Origin of the sequence: Streptomyces sp. NPDC058751, from assembly GCF_042746485.1 — a bacterium.
GTDB lineage: Bacteria > Actinomycetota > Actinomycetes > Streptomycetales > Streptomycetaceae > Streptomyces.
Genome location: NZ_JBHYPZ010000010.1, coordinates 56292 through 74459 on the forward strand (window position 1 = coordinate 56292; position 18168 = coordinate 74459).

The window sequence follows — 18168 nt, forward strand, 5'->3', positions numbered from 1 at the left end:
CTTCGGCACGCAGTGCATAGGCGCGCGCACAGCGGGTAGGGCTTGCTGCATCGTCTCTTGGAGGGCGCTGTGGGACTTCCCCGGCGCCCGGCACGCTCGCGAAGCCGTCGTCAGGAGTAGACCGTGCTGCAACCGCCGCATCAGTCCCTGCAGGTAGCTGCCGTTCCGGCCCAGCGGGCGCCCGTGCGGGACAGGGATCAGGAAGCGCCATGGCACACGGAGGCGGTGTGCAGGCGTGACGAGGCCGGCCTGTTCTTCGCCCCCTCCAAGGAGCCCACCGCCTCGCGGCTCTCCCGCGAGGAGGCGGCCAAGCGGGTCTGCGCGCGCTGCCCGGTCATGGTCGAGTGCCGCGAACACGCGCTGCTGCAGCCCGAGCCGTACGGCGTCTGGGGCGGCCTGACCGCCGCCGAGCGCCGCGTCGTGCTCGCCAGGCGCCGCCGCCGCGACCTGGAGCTCAAGAAGGCGGCCCGCGGCACGATAGCCGCGGCCGGCTGACCCTCCGGCCGGGAGATCCGGCCCCCGCCCGGCGGGGCCGGGGCCGGGGTCGGGCCTCTCGCCCCTCGGCGCGGGTCCGGGCCGGGCCGCTGGTCCTCGGTGCGAGTCCGGGCCGCTCACCCCTCGGCGCGGGGTCCGCGGGTTCACGTCCCCGGGCCGGCCGGCAAGCCGGTGCTCATACGGAAAAGGGGCGCCCCTCCGCACAAGGGGCGCCCCTTTCGCGCCCTGTGGGCGCCCGGCCGGCAGGGCCGACGGTCCTACTTGGCGCGGTCGAAGTCGATCGCGCTGTACGCGCGCAGCTTGCTCAGCCGGTGCTCCGACCGGATCTGGCGGACCGTGCCCGACTTGGAGCGCATCACGATCGACTCGGTCGTCGCGGTCTCGGAGCGGTAGCGCACCCCGCGCAGCAGCTCGCCATCGGTGATGCCGGTCGCGACGAAGAAGACGTTCTCGCCGGAGACCAGGTCGTTCGTGGTCAGGACGCGGTCGAGGTCGTGCCCGGCGTCGATCGCCCGCTGCCGCTCCTCGTCGTCCTTCGGCCACAGCTTGCCCTGGATGGTGCCGCCGAGGCACTTGACGGCGCAGGCCGAGATGATGCCCTCGGGCGTGCCGCCGATGCCGAGCAGCAGGTCGATGCCGGTGCCCTCGCGCAGCGCGAGGATGGAGCCGGCGACGTCGCCGTCGGAGATCAGCTTGATGCGCGCGCCGGTCTCCCGGATCTCCTTGATGATCCCGTCGTGGCGCGGCCGGTCGAGGATGACGACCGTGACGTCCTCGGGCGTGACCCGCTTGGCCTTGGCGACCCGGCGGATGTTCACCTCCACGGACGCGTTGATGTCGACGAAGTCGGCGGCCTCGGGGCCGGTGACCAGCTTGTCCATGTAGAAGACCGCGGACGGGTCGAACATGGTGCCGCGGTCGGCGGCGGCGAGCACGGCGATCGCGTTCGTCATGCCCTTGGCGGTGAGCGTGGTCCCGTCGATCGGGTCGACGGCGATGTCGCACTCGGGGCCGGTCCCGTCGCCGACGCGCTCCCCGTTGAAGAGCATGGGGGCCTCGTCCTTCTCCCCCTCGCCGATGACGACGACGCCGTTCATCGAGACGGTGGAGACGAGGGTGCGCATGGCCCGGACGGCGGCGCCGTCGGCACCGTTCTTGTCGCCGCGGCCGACCCAGCGGCCGGCCGCCATCGCGGCGGCCTCGGTGACCCGGACGAGTTCGAGGGCGAGGTTGCGGTCGGGGGCTTCCGACGGGACCTCGAGTTCGGAGGGCAGATGATGCTCGGTCATCGACACGCACCTTTCTGATACGACGACGGCCGGATGAGGGTGTGCCCCGACTCTATCGCCAGGCTTACAAAATGAGCAGGGGGCCCCACGGATGAGCAGGACGGGGCACCTGCGACGATAGGCGTGTGGCAGGTATGAAAGGCAAGCAGTCGGTACGGGACATGATTCTTTCCCTGGGCCTCATCGGGCTCATGGCGGGTGTCATCTACATCTTCATTCCGCATGACGACTCCGCGCCCGATATCAAGCGTGTCGACTACGAGGTCGAGCTGCTGACGGCTCGCCGCGCGGCGAGTTATCCCGTGGCGGCGCCCGAGGGTCTGCCCTCGGCGTGGAAGGCGACCTCGGTGCGCTACGACGGCAGCGAGTTCGACGCCTGGCATCTGGGCTTCCAGGCCCCCGACGGTCAGTACGTGGCGGTGGAGCAGTCGACTCAGCGGTCGGCCGTGTTCATCGACGAGGCGAGCCAGGGCGCGCGGCCGATGAAGGCCACCCAGCGCATCGGCGACCGGACCTGGCAGCGCTACGAGGGCGACCACTACGACGCCCTCGTCCTGGAGGGCGAGGGCTCCACGACGGTGGTGACCGGCACCGGCTCGTTCGACGCGCTGGCGAAGATGGCGGAGGCCCTGAAGACCTCGTAGGACCCGTACGGCACCGCCCGTGAGACACGGGAAGGGCCCCCGGCGCTGTCGCCGGGGGCCCTTCCCGTTCGTTCGTTCCGTCGGTCAGACGGTCGTGATGACCTGGTCGGCCTCCAGGCGCGGGGAGCGCGGGAACCAGGCGTCCTCGCCCGGCCTGCCGATGTTGACGATCATCAGCGGGGTGTGGTCGTCGTCCAGGAACTCCTTCTGGACGCCGGCGAGGTCGGCTCCGGTCATCGGGCCCGCGGCGAGACCGGCGGCACGGACGCCGATGATGAAGTACGCGGCCTGGAGGGCGGCGTTCATCGCGGCGGAACCCTCACGGACCGGGCGCTCGGAGAAGAACATGTCCTTGGCGGCGGGGAAGTGGGGGAGGAGCGCCGGCAGCTCCTCGTGGAACTCGTTGTCCGCGGAGAGGATCGCGACCAGCGGGGCGGCGGCGGTCTTCGCCCGGTTGCCCTCGGCGAGGTGCTGCACCAGGCGCTCGCGGGCCTCGGGGGAGCGGACCAGGGTGATGCGCAGCGGCGACTGGTTGAAGGCGGTCGGGCCGAACTTGACCAGGTCGTAGATCGCCTGCACCTGCTCGTCGGTCACCGGCTCGTCGGTGAAGGTGTTCGCGGTGCGGGCCTCGCGGAACAGCAGGTCCTGAGCGGTGGGGTCGAGGACGAGAGACATGGAGAACCTTCTCGGTACGTGCGGTGGATCCGGGAGGATCTGTTGGCGTCTGCGACAGTACGCCGAAGAGGTTTAAAGTTCAACCAAAAGCGGGGTGTGGTGATCCGCTTCACAGGCCGCAGGGTCGAAAAAGCGGGGCCCGCGTGTCGCGGGCCCCGCCGGAGCTGCTCGGGAAGAACGTCGATCGGAGCCGGAGCCGGAGCCGGAGCCGGAATCGCTCGTCACATGACGAGCGGACGGGTCCGGAACCGCCCGTCACTGCGAGCCGGAGCCCGTGGCCTCTTCCTCTTCCCGGGAGTCCTCGGCCAGCGCCGCGTCCAGGCGGGCCCGAGCGCCCTCCAGCCAGCGCCGGCACACCTTGGCCAGCTCCTCGCCGCGCTCCCAGAGCGCCAGGGACTCCTCCAGGGTCGTACCGCCCGCCTCCAGACGGCGTACGACCTCGATCAGCTCGTCCCGTGCCTGCTCGTACCCGAGCGCCTCGTCCACCTTGCTGGTCATGCGCCCACCCTATGCATCGACTCGAACCGTGAATTCACCCTCGGCGACCCGCGCCCGCAGCGGCTCGTCCGCCGCCACCTCGGCCGGGTCCCGGACCACATGACCGTCGGCCCTCTGCAGCACCGCGTACCCCCGCCGGAGGGTGGCGGCGGGGGAGAGGGCCACCACGCGCGCGTGGGTGTGCGTCAGCTCCGAGTCCGCGCGGTCCAGCAGATGCCCCAGACTGCGCCGGCCCCGGTCGAGCAGGGCGGCGACCTGGTCCGCCCGCTCGTCGACCATCCGGTACGGATCCTCCAGCGAGGGCCGGGCCAGCGCCTGCGCGAGGCCCCGCTCCTCGCGGTCGACGAACGCCCCCACACAGCGCCGCGCGCGCTCCCGCAGGAGCCGCACCCGCTCGTACTCCTCCCCGACGTCCGGCACGACCTTCTTGGCGGCGTCCGTCGGCGTGGAGGCCCGCAGGTCGGCCACGAGGTCGAGCAGCGGACTGTCCGGCTCGTGCCCGATCGCCGACACGACCGGGGTCCGGCAGGCGGCGACCGCGCGGACGAGCTGCTCGTCGGAGAACGGCAGCAGGTCCTCCACGCTGCCTCCGCCGCGCGCCACGACGATCACGTCGACCTCGTCGAGCGCGTCCAGCTCCTTGACCGCCTGTACGACCTGCGGCACGGCGTGCACGCCCTGCACGGCGACGTTGCGCACCTCGAAGCGGACGGCGGGCCAGCGGCGCCGCGCGTTCTCCAGCACGTCACGCTCGGCCGCCGACGCGCGCCCGCACACCAGCCCGACGAGCTGCGGCAGGAAAGGCAGCGGCTTCTTGCGCCCGGGCGCGAACAGCCCCTCGGCCGTCAGCGACTTCTTGAGCTGTTCGAGGCGGGCGAGGAGCTCCCCCACGCCCACCGGCTTGATCTCGGCGGCCCGCAGGGAGAGCTGCCCGCGCGGCGCGTACCACTCCGGTTTGGCGTGGACGACCACCCGGGCGCCCTCGCTCACGACGTCGGCGACCGAGTCGAAGACCTGCCGGTAACAGGTCACGCTCACCGAGACGTCGTACGACGGGTCGCGCAGCGTCAGGAAGACGACGCCCGCGCCGGGGCGCCGCGACAACTGGGTGATCTGCCCCTCGACCCACACCGCGCCGAGCCGGTCGATCCATCCCCCGATGAGCCGTGACACCTCGCCGACGGGCAGCGGAGCGTCCGCGGACGTGTTGAGAGCCATGCGCCGAGCGTAGTGGCCGCCACCGACAACACCGGCGAGCCCGTGCGCCCCGGTGAGCGGCCACGTCGCCGAGGAGGCGATCCCCGGGCCCGCCGGGCGCGGCCTTACGATGGTGGGCATGACCGCTTCGCCTGCCCGTCGTGTCCTGCTCGCCGCCCCCCGTGGCTACTGCGCGGGCGTGGACCGCGCCGTGATCGCCGTCGAGAAGGCCCTCGAGCAGTACGGGGCTCCGATCTACGTCCGTCACGAGATCGTCCACAACAAGTACGTCGTGCAGACGCTGGAGAAGAAGGGCGCCATCTTCGTCGAGCAGACGGCCGAGGTCCCCGAGGGGTCCATCGTCATGTTCTCGGCGCACGGCGTCTCCCCCGTGGTCCACGAGGAGGCCGCGGCCGGCAAGCTCGCCACCATCGACGCGACCTGCCCGCTGGTCACCAAGGTCCACAAGGAAGCCGTCCGCTTCGCGAACGAGGACTTCGACATCCTCCTCATCGGGCACGAGGGCCACGAGGAGGTCATCGGCACCTCCGGGGAGGCCCCCGACCACATCACGCTGGTCGACGGCCCCGACGACGTCGACAAGGTCGAGGTCCGCGACCCCTCCAAGGTCGTGTGGCTCTCCCAGACCACCCTCTCGGTCGACGAGACCATGGAGACGGTCGACGCCCTGAAGGAGAAGTTCCCCCTCCTCATCTCCCCGCCGAGCGACGACATCTGCTACGCCACGCAGAACCGTCAGCTGGCCGTGAAGCAGATGGGCGCGGAGGCCGAGCTGGTCATCGTGGTCGGGTCGCGCAACTCCTCCAACTCGGTCCGGCTGGTCGAGGTCGCCAAGCTGGCCGGTGCCCGCGCCGCGTACCTGGTGGACTTCGCCGAGGAGATCGACGAGGCCTGGCTGGAGGGTGTGAGCACGGTCGGCGTCACCTCCGGCGCCTCCGTCCCCGAGATCCTCGTCGAGCAGGTCCTGGAGTTCCTGTCCGGGCGCGGCTTCGAGGACGTGGAGATCGTCAAGGCCGCCGAGGAGTCCATCACCTTCTCGCTCCCCAAGGAGCTGCGCCGCGACCTGCGCGCCGAGGCCGCCGCGCTGGTGGCGGCGCGCACCGGCGGTCCCTCCGGGGAGTGACGGTCAGCCGTACGTCGTAACGTAGGGCCATGAAGATCTTCGGTGTGGACATTGGCGGATCCGGGATCAAGGGCGCTCCGGTGGACCTTGACCGCGGGGACCTCGCGGAGGAGCGCTGCAAGGTGCTCACCCCGCAGCCCGCGACGCCCGACGCGGTGGCCGACGGCGTGAAGGACGTCATCGACCACTTCGGCTGGACCGGTCCGGTGGGCATCACGTTCCCCGGTGTGGTGACCGGCGGTTCCACCATCCGTACGGCGGCCAACGTCGACAAGTCCTGGATCGACGTCGACGCGGGCTCCCTGCTCGGGGAGCGGCTGGGCGGTCTTCCGGTGACCGTGCTGAACGACGCGGACGCGGCGGGTGTCGCGGAGATGGAGTTCGGCGCGGGCAAGGGCCGCCGGGGTACGGTCATCCTGCTCACCTTCGGCACCGGCATCGGCAGCGCCGTCTTCACCGACGGCGAACTGGTCCCGAACACCGAGCTGGGGCACCTGGAGCTGAGGGGCCACGACGCCGAGAAGAAGGCCTCCACCAAGGCCAAGGATGACAACGGACTGACCTGGGAACACTGGTCGCGCCGCGTCACCAGGTACCTCGCCCACGTCGAGATGCTCTTCTCCCCGGAGCTCTTCATCATCGGCGGCGGCGTCAGCCGCAAGGCCGACAAGTTCCTGCCGCTGATCCAGGGCGTCAAGGCGGAGATCGTCCCCGCGCAGCTCCAGAACAACGCCGGGATCGTCGGCGCGGCGATGCGGGCGGCGCAGACCGGCCGATAGCGGCAAGGGCGCCCGCGAGGGCCCGCGCCGGTACGGGGCCCTCATCGGGTACGGGGGCCCGCGTCAGGCGAGAGGGCCCGGTGGGCCGGGTCGGCGGGCCTGTCCGCCGGGCTGCGCACCGCGGGCCCGGTCGTGCCGCCGGGCGGCACGGCGGCGGGACAGCAGACGGATCCGGCGGACGGCCACGACGAGGACCGCGGCCAGCGTCCCCCCGTACAGCCAGCCCGCCTGCAGGGCGAGGGCGGTGACCAGGCCCATGAGGTAGCCGCCGAAGCCGCCTCCGCCGTCCTCGGTGATCGGCGGCAGCCCGCAGACGAAGGCGATCGGCACGACCACGGGGGCCGTCACCAGGTCGCCGGGCCGCACCCACAGCGCGGTCAGCACGCACACCGGCAGGAACAGCACCCCGTACACCGTCGCCGAGCCGTCGAACAGCAGCAGGTCGAGGCAGGCCAGCGCGAACATCGACGCGCCGCAGAACAGACCGCCGCCGAGCCCGGTCAGCCGGGGACGCGACGGCCGGCGTTCCCGCCGGACGCCCGCGGGCGCGGGCCGCCGTGCCGCCGGGCCGTCCCGCCGGACACCGCCGCCCGCGGCCCGCCCGGCCTGTGCCGGAACAGCTGCCCCGCGTCGCGGTCTGTACTGAGGGGGACGCGTCCTGTGTTGCTCCACCGGACCAACTTAGGTCGTTTTATGTGCGGAATGGTCCATCGGACACGCCGGAGACCGGCCGAAAGCCGGGTCGTGGAACGGGCTTGGCCATGCGTTCGATACCTCGCGGGCGGGAACCGGGCCACGCCGTAGACTGGTGGATCGGCCCGCTCTTCTGGAGGGCCCTTCGCCCATCCTCTCGTACGGGAAGTCGCAACGTGTCGCTCACGATCGGAATCGTCGGTCTGCCCAACGTCGGCAAGTCGACCCTGTTCAACGCCCTGACCAAGAACGACGTGCTCGCGGCCAACTACCCGTTCGCCACGATCGAGCCGAACGTCGGCGTGGTCGGCGTCCCCGACCCCCGTCTCACCAAGCTGGCCGAGATCTTCTCCTCGCAGAAGATCCTCCCGGCGACCGTCGACTTCGTGGACATCGCCGGCATCGTGCGCGGCGCGAGCGAGGGCGAGGGCCTGGGCAACAAGTTCCTCGCCAACATCCGTGAGTCGGACGCGATCTGCCAGGTCATCCGTGCGTTCAAGGACGAGAACGTCGTGCACGTCGACGGCAAGGTCTCGCCGAAGGACGACATCGAGACGATCAACACCGAGCTGATCCTCGCCGACCTCCAGACGATCGAGAAGGTCCTGCCGCGCCTCCAGAAGGAGTCGCGCATCAAGAAGGACGTCGCGCCCAAGGTCGCGGCGGTCGAGGCGGCCAAGGAGATCCTGGAGAAGGGCGACACGCTGTTCTCCGCGGGCATCGTCCAGGGCTCCGGGAACGAGGAGCTGCTGCACGACCTGCACCTGCTCACGACCAAGCCGTTCCTGTACGTCTTCAACGTGGACGAGGACGAGCTGGTCGACGAGGACTTCAAGAACGAGCAGCGCGCGCTCGTCGCCCCGGCCGAGGCGATCTTCCTCAACGCCAAGCTGGAGCAGGACCTCGCCGAGCTGGACGAGGAGGACGCCCTGGAGCTGCTGGAGTCGGTGGGCGCCGAGGAGCCGGGCCTGGCCACCCTCGCCCGCGTCGGCTTCGACACCCTCGGCCTGCAGACCTACCTGACGGCCGGTCCCAAGGAATCCCGGGCCTGGACCATCAAGAAGGGCGCCACCGCCCCCGAGGCCGCCGGTGTCATCCACACCGACTTCCAGAAGGGCTTCATCAAGGCCGAGGTCATCTCCTTCGCCGACCTGGTCGAGACCGGCTCGGTCGCCGAGGCCCGCGCCAAGGGCAAGGCCCGCATGGAGGGCAAGGAGTACGTCATGCAGGACGGGGACGTGGTGGAGTTCCGCTTCAACGTGTAGTGGCTGACGAAACGCCACGTTGCCGATCTGGCAAACGTGCAGGTCAGAGGGGGTCCGACTCTTCGGGGTCGGGCCCTTGGTTTTTTTCCCGTGCTGGGATGGCTGACTCCTCGTCACCTGTCATCACCCCTGCTCATCCCGACCGTGCTGGGATCGTGCCGGGATGGGGCGAGAAGCCCGTGCCGGGTTGCGGGCAGGTCTCCGAGCCGGTTCGTCAGTGGGCGCGCCAGGTCTTCGACGAGGTGTTCGCCGAGGAGGCCGAGTGGCCCGCTGCAGGCTGAGCCACGAGGGGACGCTGGTCCTCGACAGAGAGGGACTCTCGAAGCTGCTCGACGACGACGAGCAGGTGGTGGCTCTGATTCGCTGAGGCGCGCTCGCGCGGCATGGGGGTCGCGATCAGTGCGCTCACCGTCATCGAAGCTGTCCACGCTCGAACGAACAGATCTCGCCTGAACTGGGTGCTGTCCGGACTGCGTGTGGTCCTGGTGGGCGACGAGGAGGTGAGAGCGGCTTCGAAGCTGCTGATGAATGCCGGACCGCACGGGCACAAGTGCGCGATCGACGCGGCGGTCGCCGAGGCCGCGCTGCGACAGCACCGCCCCGTGGTCATGCTGACTTCCGATATCGACGACGCCGACGACATGGTCAAGCTCTGCGGCGATCGGGTCCGGCTCGTGGCGGTGTGATGTCCCCTGGTTTGCTGCCGACCGGGCGGACCGGCTGCTGCGCGAGGGCCTCGTGCGCCCGACTGGCCGGCGACAACCGCGGCCGCGGAGTCCCTCCGACGGCTGTGCACTTGTGTCAGCTGCGCGCCTTGGCCTTGATGAGCTGCTGGGTGAGCTCTGCCGCGCTGGACGGCAGCCCTTTCGTGCGCTGCCCGTACTGGGGGTGTGCCTGGTCGAGGGCCGGGACGGTGCTGGTGGCGCGGTCGGCGGGTGCGCGTTCGATCACCGTGGTGCCGGTTTCCGTTTCGAGTACGGGGGCGTATCCGGCTTTGCGCAGCGCGCTGAGTGTCGTCTCCGGCGGGGCCGTGGAGATGGCCACGGTAGGTGCGATGCGTCGCAGTGCGAGTGCGGCGAGGCTCTTGGCCCGGGTGATCTCGGTGATCAGCACGGTGTCGTCGGAGCGGATGCAGCAGGCGCTGCGTACGACGCGGAGCCGGCCGTGGGTACGTGCCGTGTCCTTGATCGTGTAGGTGAGCGGCTGGGGCAGCCGGGTGCCGTTCGCGCACACGGCCTGGAGGCGTTCGAGGATGTCGTCGGCACTCCATCCGGTGTCGAGGGCGCGGCGCAGCGAGGCGGGGGTGATGCGCCAGACCACGGCATGACCCTCGGATTCGATGTCGCCGACATCGGTGAGGAGTTCGGCCAGTTCGGTGGCGGGCGCCCCGGTGACGGTCGCGGTGGAATCGGCCTGGAAGCGGGCGGTGGTGCTGGGCGCGGGCAGCGTCGCGCGCAGGCTGTCGCGGAGGCCGGCCGCGGCCGCGGCCAGGTGGGGATGTCCGGCCAGGTCCGCGCCGACGGCCGCGGCGCCGGTCCCTTCGCCCGCGGGGTCGGCGTGCGCACCGGGGACGGCCGGGTAGTGCCGGTGGGCTCCCGCTTCGAGGAGCGCGTGTACGGCGCGGCCCGCGTCGGTGAGTGCTCCGTGCGCGACGAGGCCGAGCAGTTCGGCCTCGTCGAGGGTGGCGCGCAGCCGCTGCAGGAGGACATCGGTGCCGTCGTGGTCGTCTCCGGTGTCGTCGTGTGCGAGGTGGTCGAGGTCGAGACCCGCGAGCAGGTCACCGGCGTCGTAGGGGCGGTCCGCGTCCGGTGCGTCGGGCTCGGCCGGCGCTGTCATGAGGTCGTACAGAGCGGGCTGGAACCAGGCCGCGCGCTCAAGCAGCGCACACCGTGCCTCCTCCGTGGCCAGGGTCCCGTGTCCGTCGGGCAGCGAGGCGAGGGCGGCGAGCAGGCCGCGGCGCAGCGGTACCGCGTATCCGTCGCTCGGGGCGATGAGGGCGACGGGCGGTTCATCCGCGTCCGGCCAGCAGGTCAGCACCTCCGGGACCACCGCCCAGGCGGCCACCAGGGGCAGCAGTTTCCCGGCCGGTGCGGCGCGTGCCCAGGTGTCGTACGCGTGCGTGGGCAGCAGTCGTGCGGACGGTTTCGTGCGGGATGTGGTGCGGCGGCCTCGGCCGCGTGCCGCGGGTGCTTCCTCGTCCGCCTCGGGGGCGGCGAGGCCCGCGTTCACCGCGAGGTCGAGCCAGAGCCTGGTGTCGGCCTCGCTCGCGCCCGCCGCCTTCGCCAGGCGCCGCGTCTCCCGTACGGCGATACCGCCGGTCTTGCGGATGGCGACGGGGGCTGTCGCCAGTTCCCGCAGGACGAGTTCGGCGCGCCACGCGGCGGCCCCGGCGGCTGTGCCGCCCTCGTCCTGCCAGGACGAGGGCAGCGCCCGTGTCGCGGTCAGAGGCGGCGGAGTGGTCCGCATGGTGGGCGAGGGCTGTGGACCGCGCAGGGCGCGTCCCACTTCGTAGCAGAGTTCGACGAGGTCGGGGCCGACGGGTACGACCATGCCGCGCGCGGCGAGCCAGTCCGTGCCCGCATCGCCGCTGCCGCCGTCACGGAAGGTGAATTTGTCGCCGGGGTGCCACTGCCGGGTTCTGCCGTAGGCGTTCGAGGCGATACCCGTGGCGTCCATTGCCTCGTATCGTGAGACGAAGCAGTGGGTGTGCATCAGGGGCGGTCCCGGCACGAGGCGTTCCAGGAGGTCGTGCGCCTCCTGGGGGGCCTGCTCGACCAAGGCGCGGACCCGCCCCGGATCACCCAGAACGTCGGTGATGCCTTCCTGCGCGGCGCCGCGTGAGAGTTTGTCGCCGAGGCCGAGGGCGGCCGCGATGCGCCGTACCTCGGGTGCGTTGAAGGCGCCGGTGAGCAGTTCGTCCACGCGACGCCCGTGGACCTGGCCCGCGGCGAGCCGGTGTACGCGTGCGGGCACCGCGAGTTGCCCGTCCGGGGCGGGCAGCAGCAGGGCATGCTCTCGCAGCCGCGCGAGCCCCGACCTCGCCCAGGAACGCGAAGTCCCGCCCATCTGAAGCCAGTTGAGCAGGTCGCTCTCGGGGACGAGCCGGTCGTACGGATCGATGACGCCGTTTCGCTCATCGCCGTCGCCGAAAGGCGGATAGGTGTTCATCGGCACATGGGTGTTCTGCGCGGGCGATCTGCGGGGCGGCCCGTACCGTTCTATGGCGCGCGTGCCGACGGCCTCGAGCAGATCCCAGTGGGCCGCATCGAGGGACAGCATCCCGGCCGCAACCGACGGATCGGTGAGCAGATGCGCGGCGAGTACGCCGAAGCCGGTGATCCTCTCGTAGCCCGCGGCGCGCGGCAGCTCGCGCTCCTCCAGCACGGTCGTCAGCCGCTCGGGCGCAAGCCCTGCCAGCCATTGCTCAAGGGCGGCGACAGAGGAAATCCCAGAACTGCGAGACATCCGGCGAGCCTAGCGGCAGCCGCGTCGGTCTGCGCATGTGGGAGGTGGAGGGCGGGGTGGGTCGGTAAGCTGTCGGATTTCACTGATTGCGCTCGTCACGCCGGATCTCGGCCTGAGGGCTTTCGAGTGCTCGGGTGGGTTTCCCGCAGCTGTGAACGCCTGGGCGCAGAGGGCTCGAACGTCCTCTCACCGGCTCTTGGCCGCCTCGCGTTCCTGGTACTCGCGTGGGGAGAGTCCGTGGAAGCGGGAGAAGGCGGCGCTGAACGTGGGGAGGTGGGCGTACCCGATCCGGCGCGCGACGGTGCTGGGCGGGGCGCCCCCGGCGAGCAGGTCGCGGGCGATGCGCATGCGGGCGGCGTAGCGCCAGCGGCCGAGTGTCATGCCCGTCTCGTCGCGGAAGGCGCGGTGGATCTCGGCGCGGATATCGGCATCCGGCGTTCCGCCGGCCTCGACACCATGTGCCCCGCCGGGCTCGCCGATGCGGCGCAGGCACTCCATCGCGACAGCACGCGCGCGTGGATCGGTGGGCATCGGCACCGACAGCGCTCGCTGCGCGGCGACCTGTTCCGCGAACAGGTCGAGGATGTGGCGAGGGTCGTGGTCGTCGGGGCGCAGAGCGGACCGGGCGCTGATCGAGCAGAACATCAAGTAGTCGTCCCACGCGGGCGAGAAGCGCACCTGCAGCGGCGCGGTCAGGTGGAGGTCGGCGGTGCTCGCGTTGCCCAGCGGCAGGGAGACGGAGTTCTCGCGGAGGCCGGTGACATGCTCCAGCTCTGCCGGGATCCAGGTCGCCACCCCTCGCTCCCGCTCGTAGCGCTGGTCGCCGATGTCCAGGTACCCGCTGCCCCGGTACATCCAGCTGAGGACGTGGATGTCGTTGGTGTGTGACGGCGTGCTGGCCGGGGGCAGCATCTCGGGCGCGGCGGGTGTGTCCGTCTCGCGCATCATCCGGATCAGGTCGTCGGTCTGCCGTGCCGCCGCCGCCCGTTGGGTCAGCCCACCGGCGCCGGGCCGGGCGGAGAGCTTCCGGCCGAACTCGTGGGGGGTCAGTCCGAACCGCCCCTTGAAGGCCCGAGTGAGGCCGTTGCGGCTGGCGAAGCCCACCAGGGCAGCCACCTGGTCCACGTCGTAACCGGCGGCGAGGAACTCCACGGCGGCGCCGAGCCGGCAGTGCAGCCGCCACTGCTCGAAGGTGAGGCCGGTGCCGGCGAGGAAGTCACGGCGAAGGGTGCGCGCGCTGGAGAGCACCCGCGATGCCCATCGCTCGACGGTGAGGTCGAGCGACGGGTCGCGCATCAGTTCCTCGGCGACGGCTCTGGCGCCGCGGGCTTGCGGGATCGCGGGCGAGGCGAACCCCTCCGGGCTCGGGTCCTGCCCGAGCGCGGCGGGCGCCGGCGGGCGCGAGCCGGGGCGCCGAAGGAGCTCCGCGATCGCCCCTGGGGAGTATCCATGGCCACTGAACGGAGTGACCTGAAGGTTGAAGAGCTGGATCAACCAGTCCTGCCAGCCGCTGGGAACGTCGAACCGCGTCAGTTCCGGCAACCCCCGGGCGCCGACGCCGGCGTGGGGGCACAGCGGGAAGGCGACCGTGCCCGGTTCGGTGGTGATCGTCCGCCCCGTCCGGCCGTCCGCGGGAATCTCCGCCCGGCCGTCTGCTGGAATCCAGGCGCCTTCGCCGGCCTTGAGGTGGAGCGCCGGCCCGTCGTCGAGGCGCAGGTGCGCCGTGCCGGTGCGCACCCACAGCAGCAGCGGTCGGACGGGCGCGTCCGCCGGACTCCACCGCGCGCCCGGAATCGGCGGAGGGCAGCCGGAACCGGCGGCGAACGATGAGGGCAAGGTCACGCCCCTAACCGTATGTCCTAACCGCACGGCAGTCTGCGCACGCTTTCCGAAGTAAGGTTCCCCTAACCTTACCGGAGTGCGCCCTACCGATGCCGGCGTGCGGCTCCTCCCCTCGAAGCGATGAGAAAGTCCGGTTCTCCGTATGCCCAAGACCTCGCGCCGGCTCACCGTGCACCCGCCGACCCTGCGTGAGGTCGAGGTGGTCCGGATCGTCGACCTCACCCCGGGGATGCGGCGGGTCACGCTGAGCGGCGAACAGCTGCACGCGTTCACCACGGCGGACGGCTTCGCGCGGCCGGCCTTCGAGTCCCAGGGCTTCGACGACGACCTCGGGCTCTACTTTCCCTACCCGGGTCAGAGCGAACCGGTGCTCCCGGTCCAGGGCGAGGCGAAGCTGATCGTGCCCAAGGATCCCCGACCCCTGTCGAGGGCCTACACGGTTCGCCGGTGGGACCCGGAGGCCGACGAGCTGGACGTGGACTTCGTCAAGCACGGGGTGGGCGTGGGAACGACCTGGGCCTACCGCGCCGCGCCGGGTGACCGGATCCACCTCAGCGGCCCGCGCACCTCGAAGACGCTCCCGGCCGGCGCCGACTGGTGGCTCGTGGCGGGCGACGACACCGCACTCCCCGCGATCGGCCGCCTGCTCGACGAGCTTCCGGCCGGAGCCCGGGCGCAGGTGTTCATCGAGATCACCGAGGACGCCCACCGCCAAGAGCTGCGTGAGCCGCCCGGGGTGGACGTGACGTGGCTGGTCCACCCCGGCTCGGCGGCCGGGAACGCGTCGCCGCTCACCGAGGCCGTCCGCGGTACGGAGTGGTGGTCGGGCCAGGCGTTCGTGTGGCTGGCCGGTGAGCACACGGCCGTCCGGGACATCCGCCGGCACCTGGTCGAGGACCGTGGCGTGCCCAAGGAGGACATCGACTTCACCGGATACTGGCGCCGCTCCGCGGTCGTCGCCCTGGAGACCGACGGGGCGGTGCCCGATCCTGAGAGGACGGTCACCCCGTTCCAGAAGCTCCACGACCTGACCGAGCTCGTCGCGCCGATCGCGATCCGTACCGCCGTCGAGCTGGGCGTTCCCGATCTGCTCTCCCGCGGCATGACCAGCGCGGCCGAGCTGGCCGCCAAGGCGGGTGCCGACGAGCGCGCTCTGGGCAAGCTGCTGCGTTATCTGCACACCCTGGACGTGGTGACCGAGACAGAGCCGGGTCGCTACGCCCTGACTCCGGTCGGCGATGTCCTCACGCTCGATTTCATCGCCGACAGGCTCCACTCCGCGGGGGTGGTCGGTCGCGAGTTGCTCGGGCTGTACGGACTTACGGAGTCGGTCCGCACCGGCCGGCCCGCCTACGCCTCGGTCACCGGCCAGACCTTCGCCGAAGTGCGAGCCGAGCAGGGCTACGAGGACCGTCACCTGGAGCGCCTGGCGAAGTTCCAGCCCGCGCTGGCCGGATCGATCGCCACGTCCGATCTGCTCGCCGGAGTCCGGCACCTGGTGATCCACTCCGGTGGCGCGGGCGCGCACGCCCGTGAGTACGTCGCGGCCCACGAGAGCCTGCGCGTGACGATCTGCGCCCTGCCCGCCCAGGCCGACTGGCTGCGCCGCGACCTGCCCGACACGATTCCCGACGAGCGGCAGCGCGCGCGGGTCGGCGTCCTTGAGCAGTCCGTCTTCGAGCCCGGCCCGGCAGCCGATGCCGTGCTCATCAGCCGCGCCTTCAAGACCCTGCCCGACGCCGACGCCGCCCACGCGCTGCGCCGGGCGGCCGAGAACCTCACCCCCGGCGGACGGGTGCTGCTGATCGAGGAGGTCTTCGACACCGACGACCTCGACGAGCACGACGGCGAGGAAGACCTCATCGGGCTCGTCTGCCACGGCTCCGGCCTTCGTACCGCAGCCGAGCTGGACGCCGTCATCGCACGGGCGGGCCTGACGCGCCGGTCGGCGCGGACGGTCGGCCTGGGCACCACCGTCCACGAACTCGTCCGCTCCACCGCTGACTGACCCCTCGACTCATCCCAACCCGCCCCAGCTTCCCCTCAACTCCCCTCCCCCCGGCAAACCCCTCCCCCCGGGGCAGAAGAGAAAGAAAGACCACCATGAGCAGCACCCTGACGACGAGACGCGGCATGGCCGTTGCCGCCGCGCTGATGAGCGCGTCGCTCCTCCTCACCGCCTGCGGCGGCGACGGCACCGGCGACAAGTCCGCCGCCGAGACCAGCGGAGACAAGTCCGCCAAGACCCGCAGCGTCAAGGCCGAGAACGGCACCGTCGAGATTCCCGCCGCCCCCCGGCGGATCGTCACGATCGGCAACACGAACCTCCCCTTCATCGACCTCGGCGGCAAGCCGGTGGGCGTCACCGAGGTGTCCGACTCCGACCTCGCCGTACTGCCGAAGGAACAGAAGGCCGCGTACGAGGCGGCCGAGGTCGTCGGCAGCAGCGGTGGTGACGTGGACCTCGAGAAGCTCGCCGCCCTCAAGCCGGACCTCATCCTCGTCCAGTTCCACTCGAACGACTGGGACAAGGTCGGCAAGCGACTTGAGTCGATCGCCCCGACGGTGCTCTGGGGGCTCGACACCGAGTGGAAGGAATTCGCCGGCGAGATCGCCACGGCCGGCAACGTCACGGACGAACTCGGCAGGCAGAAGGCGGAGTTCGAGAAGAAGGTCGCCAAGATCAAGGAGACCTACGGCAAGACCGTCGACGACACCAAGTTCGTCGACGTCTCCCGCGGGGACTGGAGCGATCCCGGAACGTTCTACATCGCTGACATCGGCTGCTCCGAGATCGCCCGGGACGACATCGGCCTCGACCTGCCCGAGGCGCCCGAGGGCAAGGACCCCCTGGCGTACGAGTCCCTGCCGTTCGAGCAGATCACCGGGCTCTCCAAGTACGACGTGATCACCTACCCCGTCGATGCCGAAGGCCGGCCGACCGAGCCCTTCGTGCCGGTGACCAAGACCAACACCTGGAAGGCGCTGCCCACCGTGACCTCCGGCCGCGCGCTCGGAGTCTTCTGCCCCGGCAACAACTCCTACGGGCCCGTCCTGCAGTACCTGGACTCGCTCGACAGCGCTCTGGCGACTCTCGCCGGCAAGCTGTGACGACCCTCGCCCTGCGGCAGCGCGGTCGGGACACCGAGATGGTGCCCCGACCGCGCCGGCGTCTGCTCGGCCTGGTCCTCGCGCTGGTGGTGCTGACGACCCTGCTGATGCTGAGTGTCATGATCGGGTCCACGGCGATCGCGCCGTCCGTGGTGTGGGACGCACTGTTCAACCCGTCCGCCCACCCTGATCAGTTCGCGATCCGCGACTTCCGGCTGCCGCGCACGATCGTGGGGCTGGCCGTCGGCGTCGCACTCGGTCTGTCGGGCGCGTTGATCCAGGCGCTCATCCGCAATCCCCTGGCCGATCCGGGTGTTCTCGGGGTCCACGCCGGCTCGTCCTTCGCGGTGACGGTCGCTGTGGGCCTGCTCGGCGTCCGCGACGCCCAGGGCTACATGTGGTTCGCGTTCGCGGGGGCACTGATCGTCACGCTCCTGGTGCTCGCCCTCGGGTCGACACGGAAGGGCTCCTCGCCGGTGGTCATGGTGCTCGCCGGGGTCTGCGTCGGCGCCGTGCTCGGCGGCGCCAGGGAGGCGCTCCAGCTGACCAACCCGGACGCCTTCGACGCGATGAGGTACTGGAACGCCGGGTCGATCACGGGTCGCCCGCTCGACGTCCTGTGGCCGATCCTGCCGTTCTTCGCGGTGGCACTCCTCCTGGCCTTCGCGGTGTCGGGCCCGCTCAACGCGCTGGCTCTGGGCGACGAGCTGGCCCTCGCCCAAGGGGTCCGGCTGGCACGCACCCGTGTGCTCGCGGTGATCGCACTCACCTTCCTCGCCGGTGGCGCCACCGCGATAGCGGGACCCATCGGATTCGTCGGACTCATGGTGCCGCACGTGGCCCGCTGGATCGTCGGCCCGGACCAACGCTGGATCTTCGCGTACAGCGTCCTGCTCGCCCCGAGCCTGCTGCTGGTCTCCGACATCCTTGGCCGCGTCGTGATGCGCCCCGGCGAGATCCCCGTGGGGATCGTCACCGCCTTCGTCGGTGCTCCCGTCCTCGTCGTGCTGGTGCGGCGGAGGAAGGCGAGCGGGCTGTGAACACGAACACGCGCCTTTTGCGGGCGGAGGA

Annotated in this window: 16 protein-coding genes and 1 pseudogene; 10 read left to right on the forward strand and 7 right to left on the reverse strand. The window is 71.1% G+C overall.

What is annotated here, in order from left to right:
- Positions 1–123: 123 nt before the first annotated feature.
- The gene (locus tag ACFW6B_RS12085) at positions 124–495 is read left to right on the forward strand and encodes a WhiB family transcriptional regulator (protein WP_328671196.1); all 372 of its coding nucleotides are present in this window, start codon (positions 124–126) and stop codon (positions 493–495) included.
- Positions 496–752: 257 nt separating this feature from the next.
- On the opposite strand, the gene glpX is transcribed toward ACFW6B_RS12085, so the two are convergent.
- Positions 753–1784 (reverse strand): class II fructose-bisphosphatase, encoded by a 1032-nt coding sequence (gene glpX / locus ACFW6B_RS12090; protein ID WP_037620652.1) that lies wholly within the window; start codon positions 1782–1784, stop codon positions 753–755.
- Positions 1785–1909: 125 nt separating this feature from the next.
- On the opposite strand from glpX, the gene ACFW6B_RS12095 reads away from it, so the two are divergent.
- Entirely contained in the window at positions 1910–2428 is a 519-nt protein-coding gene (locus ACFW6B_RS12095) for a DUF4245 domain-containing protein (RefSeq protein ID WP_386594769.1), read from the forward strand.
- A gap of 84 nt (positions 2429–2512) precedes the next feature.
- Here the strand turns inward: ACFW6B_RS12095 and ACFW6B_RS12100 are convergent, their stop codons facing one another.
- The 3 genes from ACFW6B_RS12100 to xseA all read right to left on the reverse strand — a co-directional run bounded on the left by ACFW6B_RS12100 (position 2513) and on the right by xseA (position 4819).
- Positions 2513–3103 carry a malonic semialdehyde reductase gene (locus ACFW6B_RS12100; protein ID WP_386594772.1) on the reverse strand — a complete coding sequence of 197 codons (591 nt, stop codon included), beginning with the start codon at positions 3101–3103 and terminating at the stop codon, positions 2513–2515.
- A gap of 255 nt (positions 3104–3358) precedes the next feature.
- Entirely contained in the window at positions 3359–3601 is a 243-nt protein-coding gene (locus tag ACFW6B_RS12105; RefSeq protein ID WP_386594774.1) for an exodeoxyribonuclease VII small subunit, read from the reverse strand.
- A gap of 9 nt (positions 3602–3610) precedes the next feature.
- On the reverse strand, positions 3611–4819 hold the full coding sequence (gene xseA / locus ACFW6B_RS12110) for an exodeoxyribonuclease VII large subunit (RefSeq protein WP_386594776.1): 1209 nt from the start codon (positions 4817–4819) through the stop codon (positions 3611–3613).
- 109 nt (positions 4820–4928) lie between these two features.
- Between xseA and ACFW6B_RS12115 the strand changes: the two genes are divergently transcribed.
- Positions 4929–5942, forward strand: coding sequence for a 4-hydroxy-3-methylbut-2-enyl diphosphate reductase (locus tag ACFW6B_RS12115; protein ID WP_386595018.1), 1014 nt, complete (start codon positions 4929–4931; stop codon positions 5940–5942).
- Between the two features lie 29 nt (positions 5943–5971).
- A complete protein-coding gene (gene ppgK / locus ACFW6B_RS12120) occupies positions 5972–6721 on the forward strand; it encodes a polyphosphate--glucose phosphotransferase (protein ID WP_386594778.1) in 750 nt (249 codons plus the stop codon).
- 63 nt (positions 6722–6784) lie between these two features.
- On the opposite strand, the gene ACFW6B_RS12125 is transcribed toward ppgK, so the two are convergent.
- The gene (locus ACFW6B_RS12125) at positions 6785–7393 is read right to left on the reverse strand and encodes a DUF6542 domain-containing protein (protein WP_386594780.1); all 609 of its coding nucleotides are present in this window, start codon (positions 7391–7393) and stop codon (positions 6785–6787) included.
- Between the two features lie 197 nt (positions 7394–7590).
- Here ACFW6B_RS12125 and ychF point away from each other — a divergent pair, with 197 nt between their 5' ends.
- From ychF to ACFW6B_RS12140, 3 genes and pseudogenes are all read left to right on the forward strand, one after another.
- Positions 7591–8679, forward strand: coding sequence for a redox-regulated ATPase YchF (gene ychF / locus ACFW6B_RS12130; RefSeq protein WP_386594782.1), 1089 nt, complete (start codon positions 7591–7593; stop codon positions 8677–8679).
- Between the two features lie 98 nt (positions 8680–8777).
- Entirely contained in the window at positions 8778–8960 is a 183-nt protein-coding gene (locus tag ACFW6B_RS12135; RefSeq protein ID WP_386594784.1) for a hypothetical protein, read from the forward strand.
- Positions 8942–9365 (forward strand): annotated as a pseudogene (locus ACFW6B_RS12140) (DNA-binding protein). Before ACFW6B_RS12135 ends, ACFW6B_RS12140 begins: the two are co-directional and overlap by 19 nt.
- A gap of 115 nt (positions 9366–9480) precedes the next feature.
- Here ACFW6B_RS12140 and ACFW6B_RS12145 read toward each other — a convergent pair.
- Together ACFW6B_RS12145 and ACFW6B_RS12150 are read right to left on the reverse strand one after the other, a co-directional pair.
- Complete coding sequence (locus ACFW6B_RS12145) at positions 9481–12144, reverse strand: helicase-associated domain-containing protein (protein ID WP_386594786.1); 2664 nt, start codon at positions 12142–12144, stop codon at positions 9481–9483.
- 186 nt (positions 12145–12330) lie between these two features.
- The gene (locus ACFW6B_RS12150) at positions 12331–13986 is read right to left on the reverse strand and encodes a helix-turn-helix domain-containing protein (RefSeq protein ID WP_386594788.1); all 1656 of its coding nucleotides are present in this window, start codon (positions 13984–13986) and stop codon (positions 12331–12333) included.
- A 142-nt stretch (positions 13987–14128) separates the two neighbouring features.
- On the opposite strand from ACFW6B_RS12150, the gene ACFW6B_RS12155 reads away from it, so the two are divergent.
- The 3 genes from ACFW6B_RS12155 to ACFW6B_RS12165 all read left to right on the forward strand — a co-directional run bounded on the left by ACFW6B_RS12155 (position 14129) and on the right by ACFW6B_RS12165 (position 18137).
- Positions 14129–15994, forward strand: a complete 1866-nt coding sequence (locus tag ACFW6B_RS12155; protein ID WP_386594790.1) for an SIP domain-containing protein — start codon at positions 14129–14131, stop codon at positions 15992–15994.
- Between the two features lie 95 nt (positions 15995–16089).
- Positions 16090–17097, forward strand: a complete 1008-nt coding sequence (locus ACFW6B_RS12160) for an ABC transporter substrate-binding protein (protein WP_386594792.1) — start codon at positions 16090–16092, stop codon at positions 17095–17097.
- Complete coding sequence (locus tag ACFW6B_RS12165) at positions 17094–18137, forward strand: FecCD family ABC transporter permease (RefSeq protein ID WP_386594794.1); 1044 nt, start codon at positions 17094–17096, stop codon at positions 18135–18137. The genes ACFW6B_RS12160 and ACFW6B_RS12165 overlap by 4 nt, the downstream gene beginning before the upstream one ends.
- Positions 18138–18168: the final 31 nt, after the last annotated feature.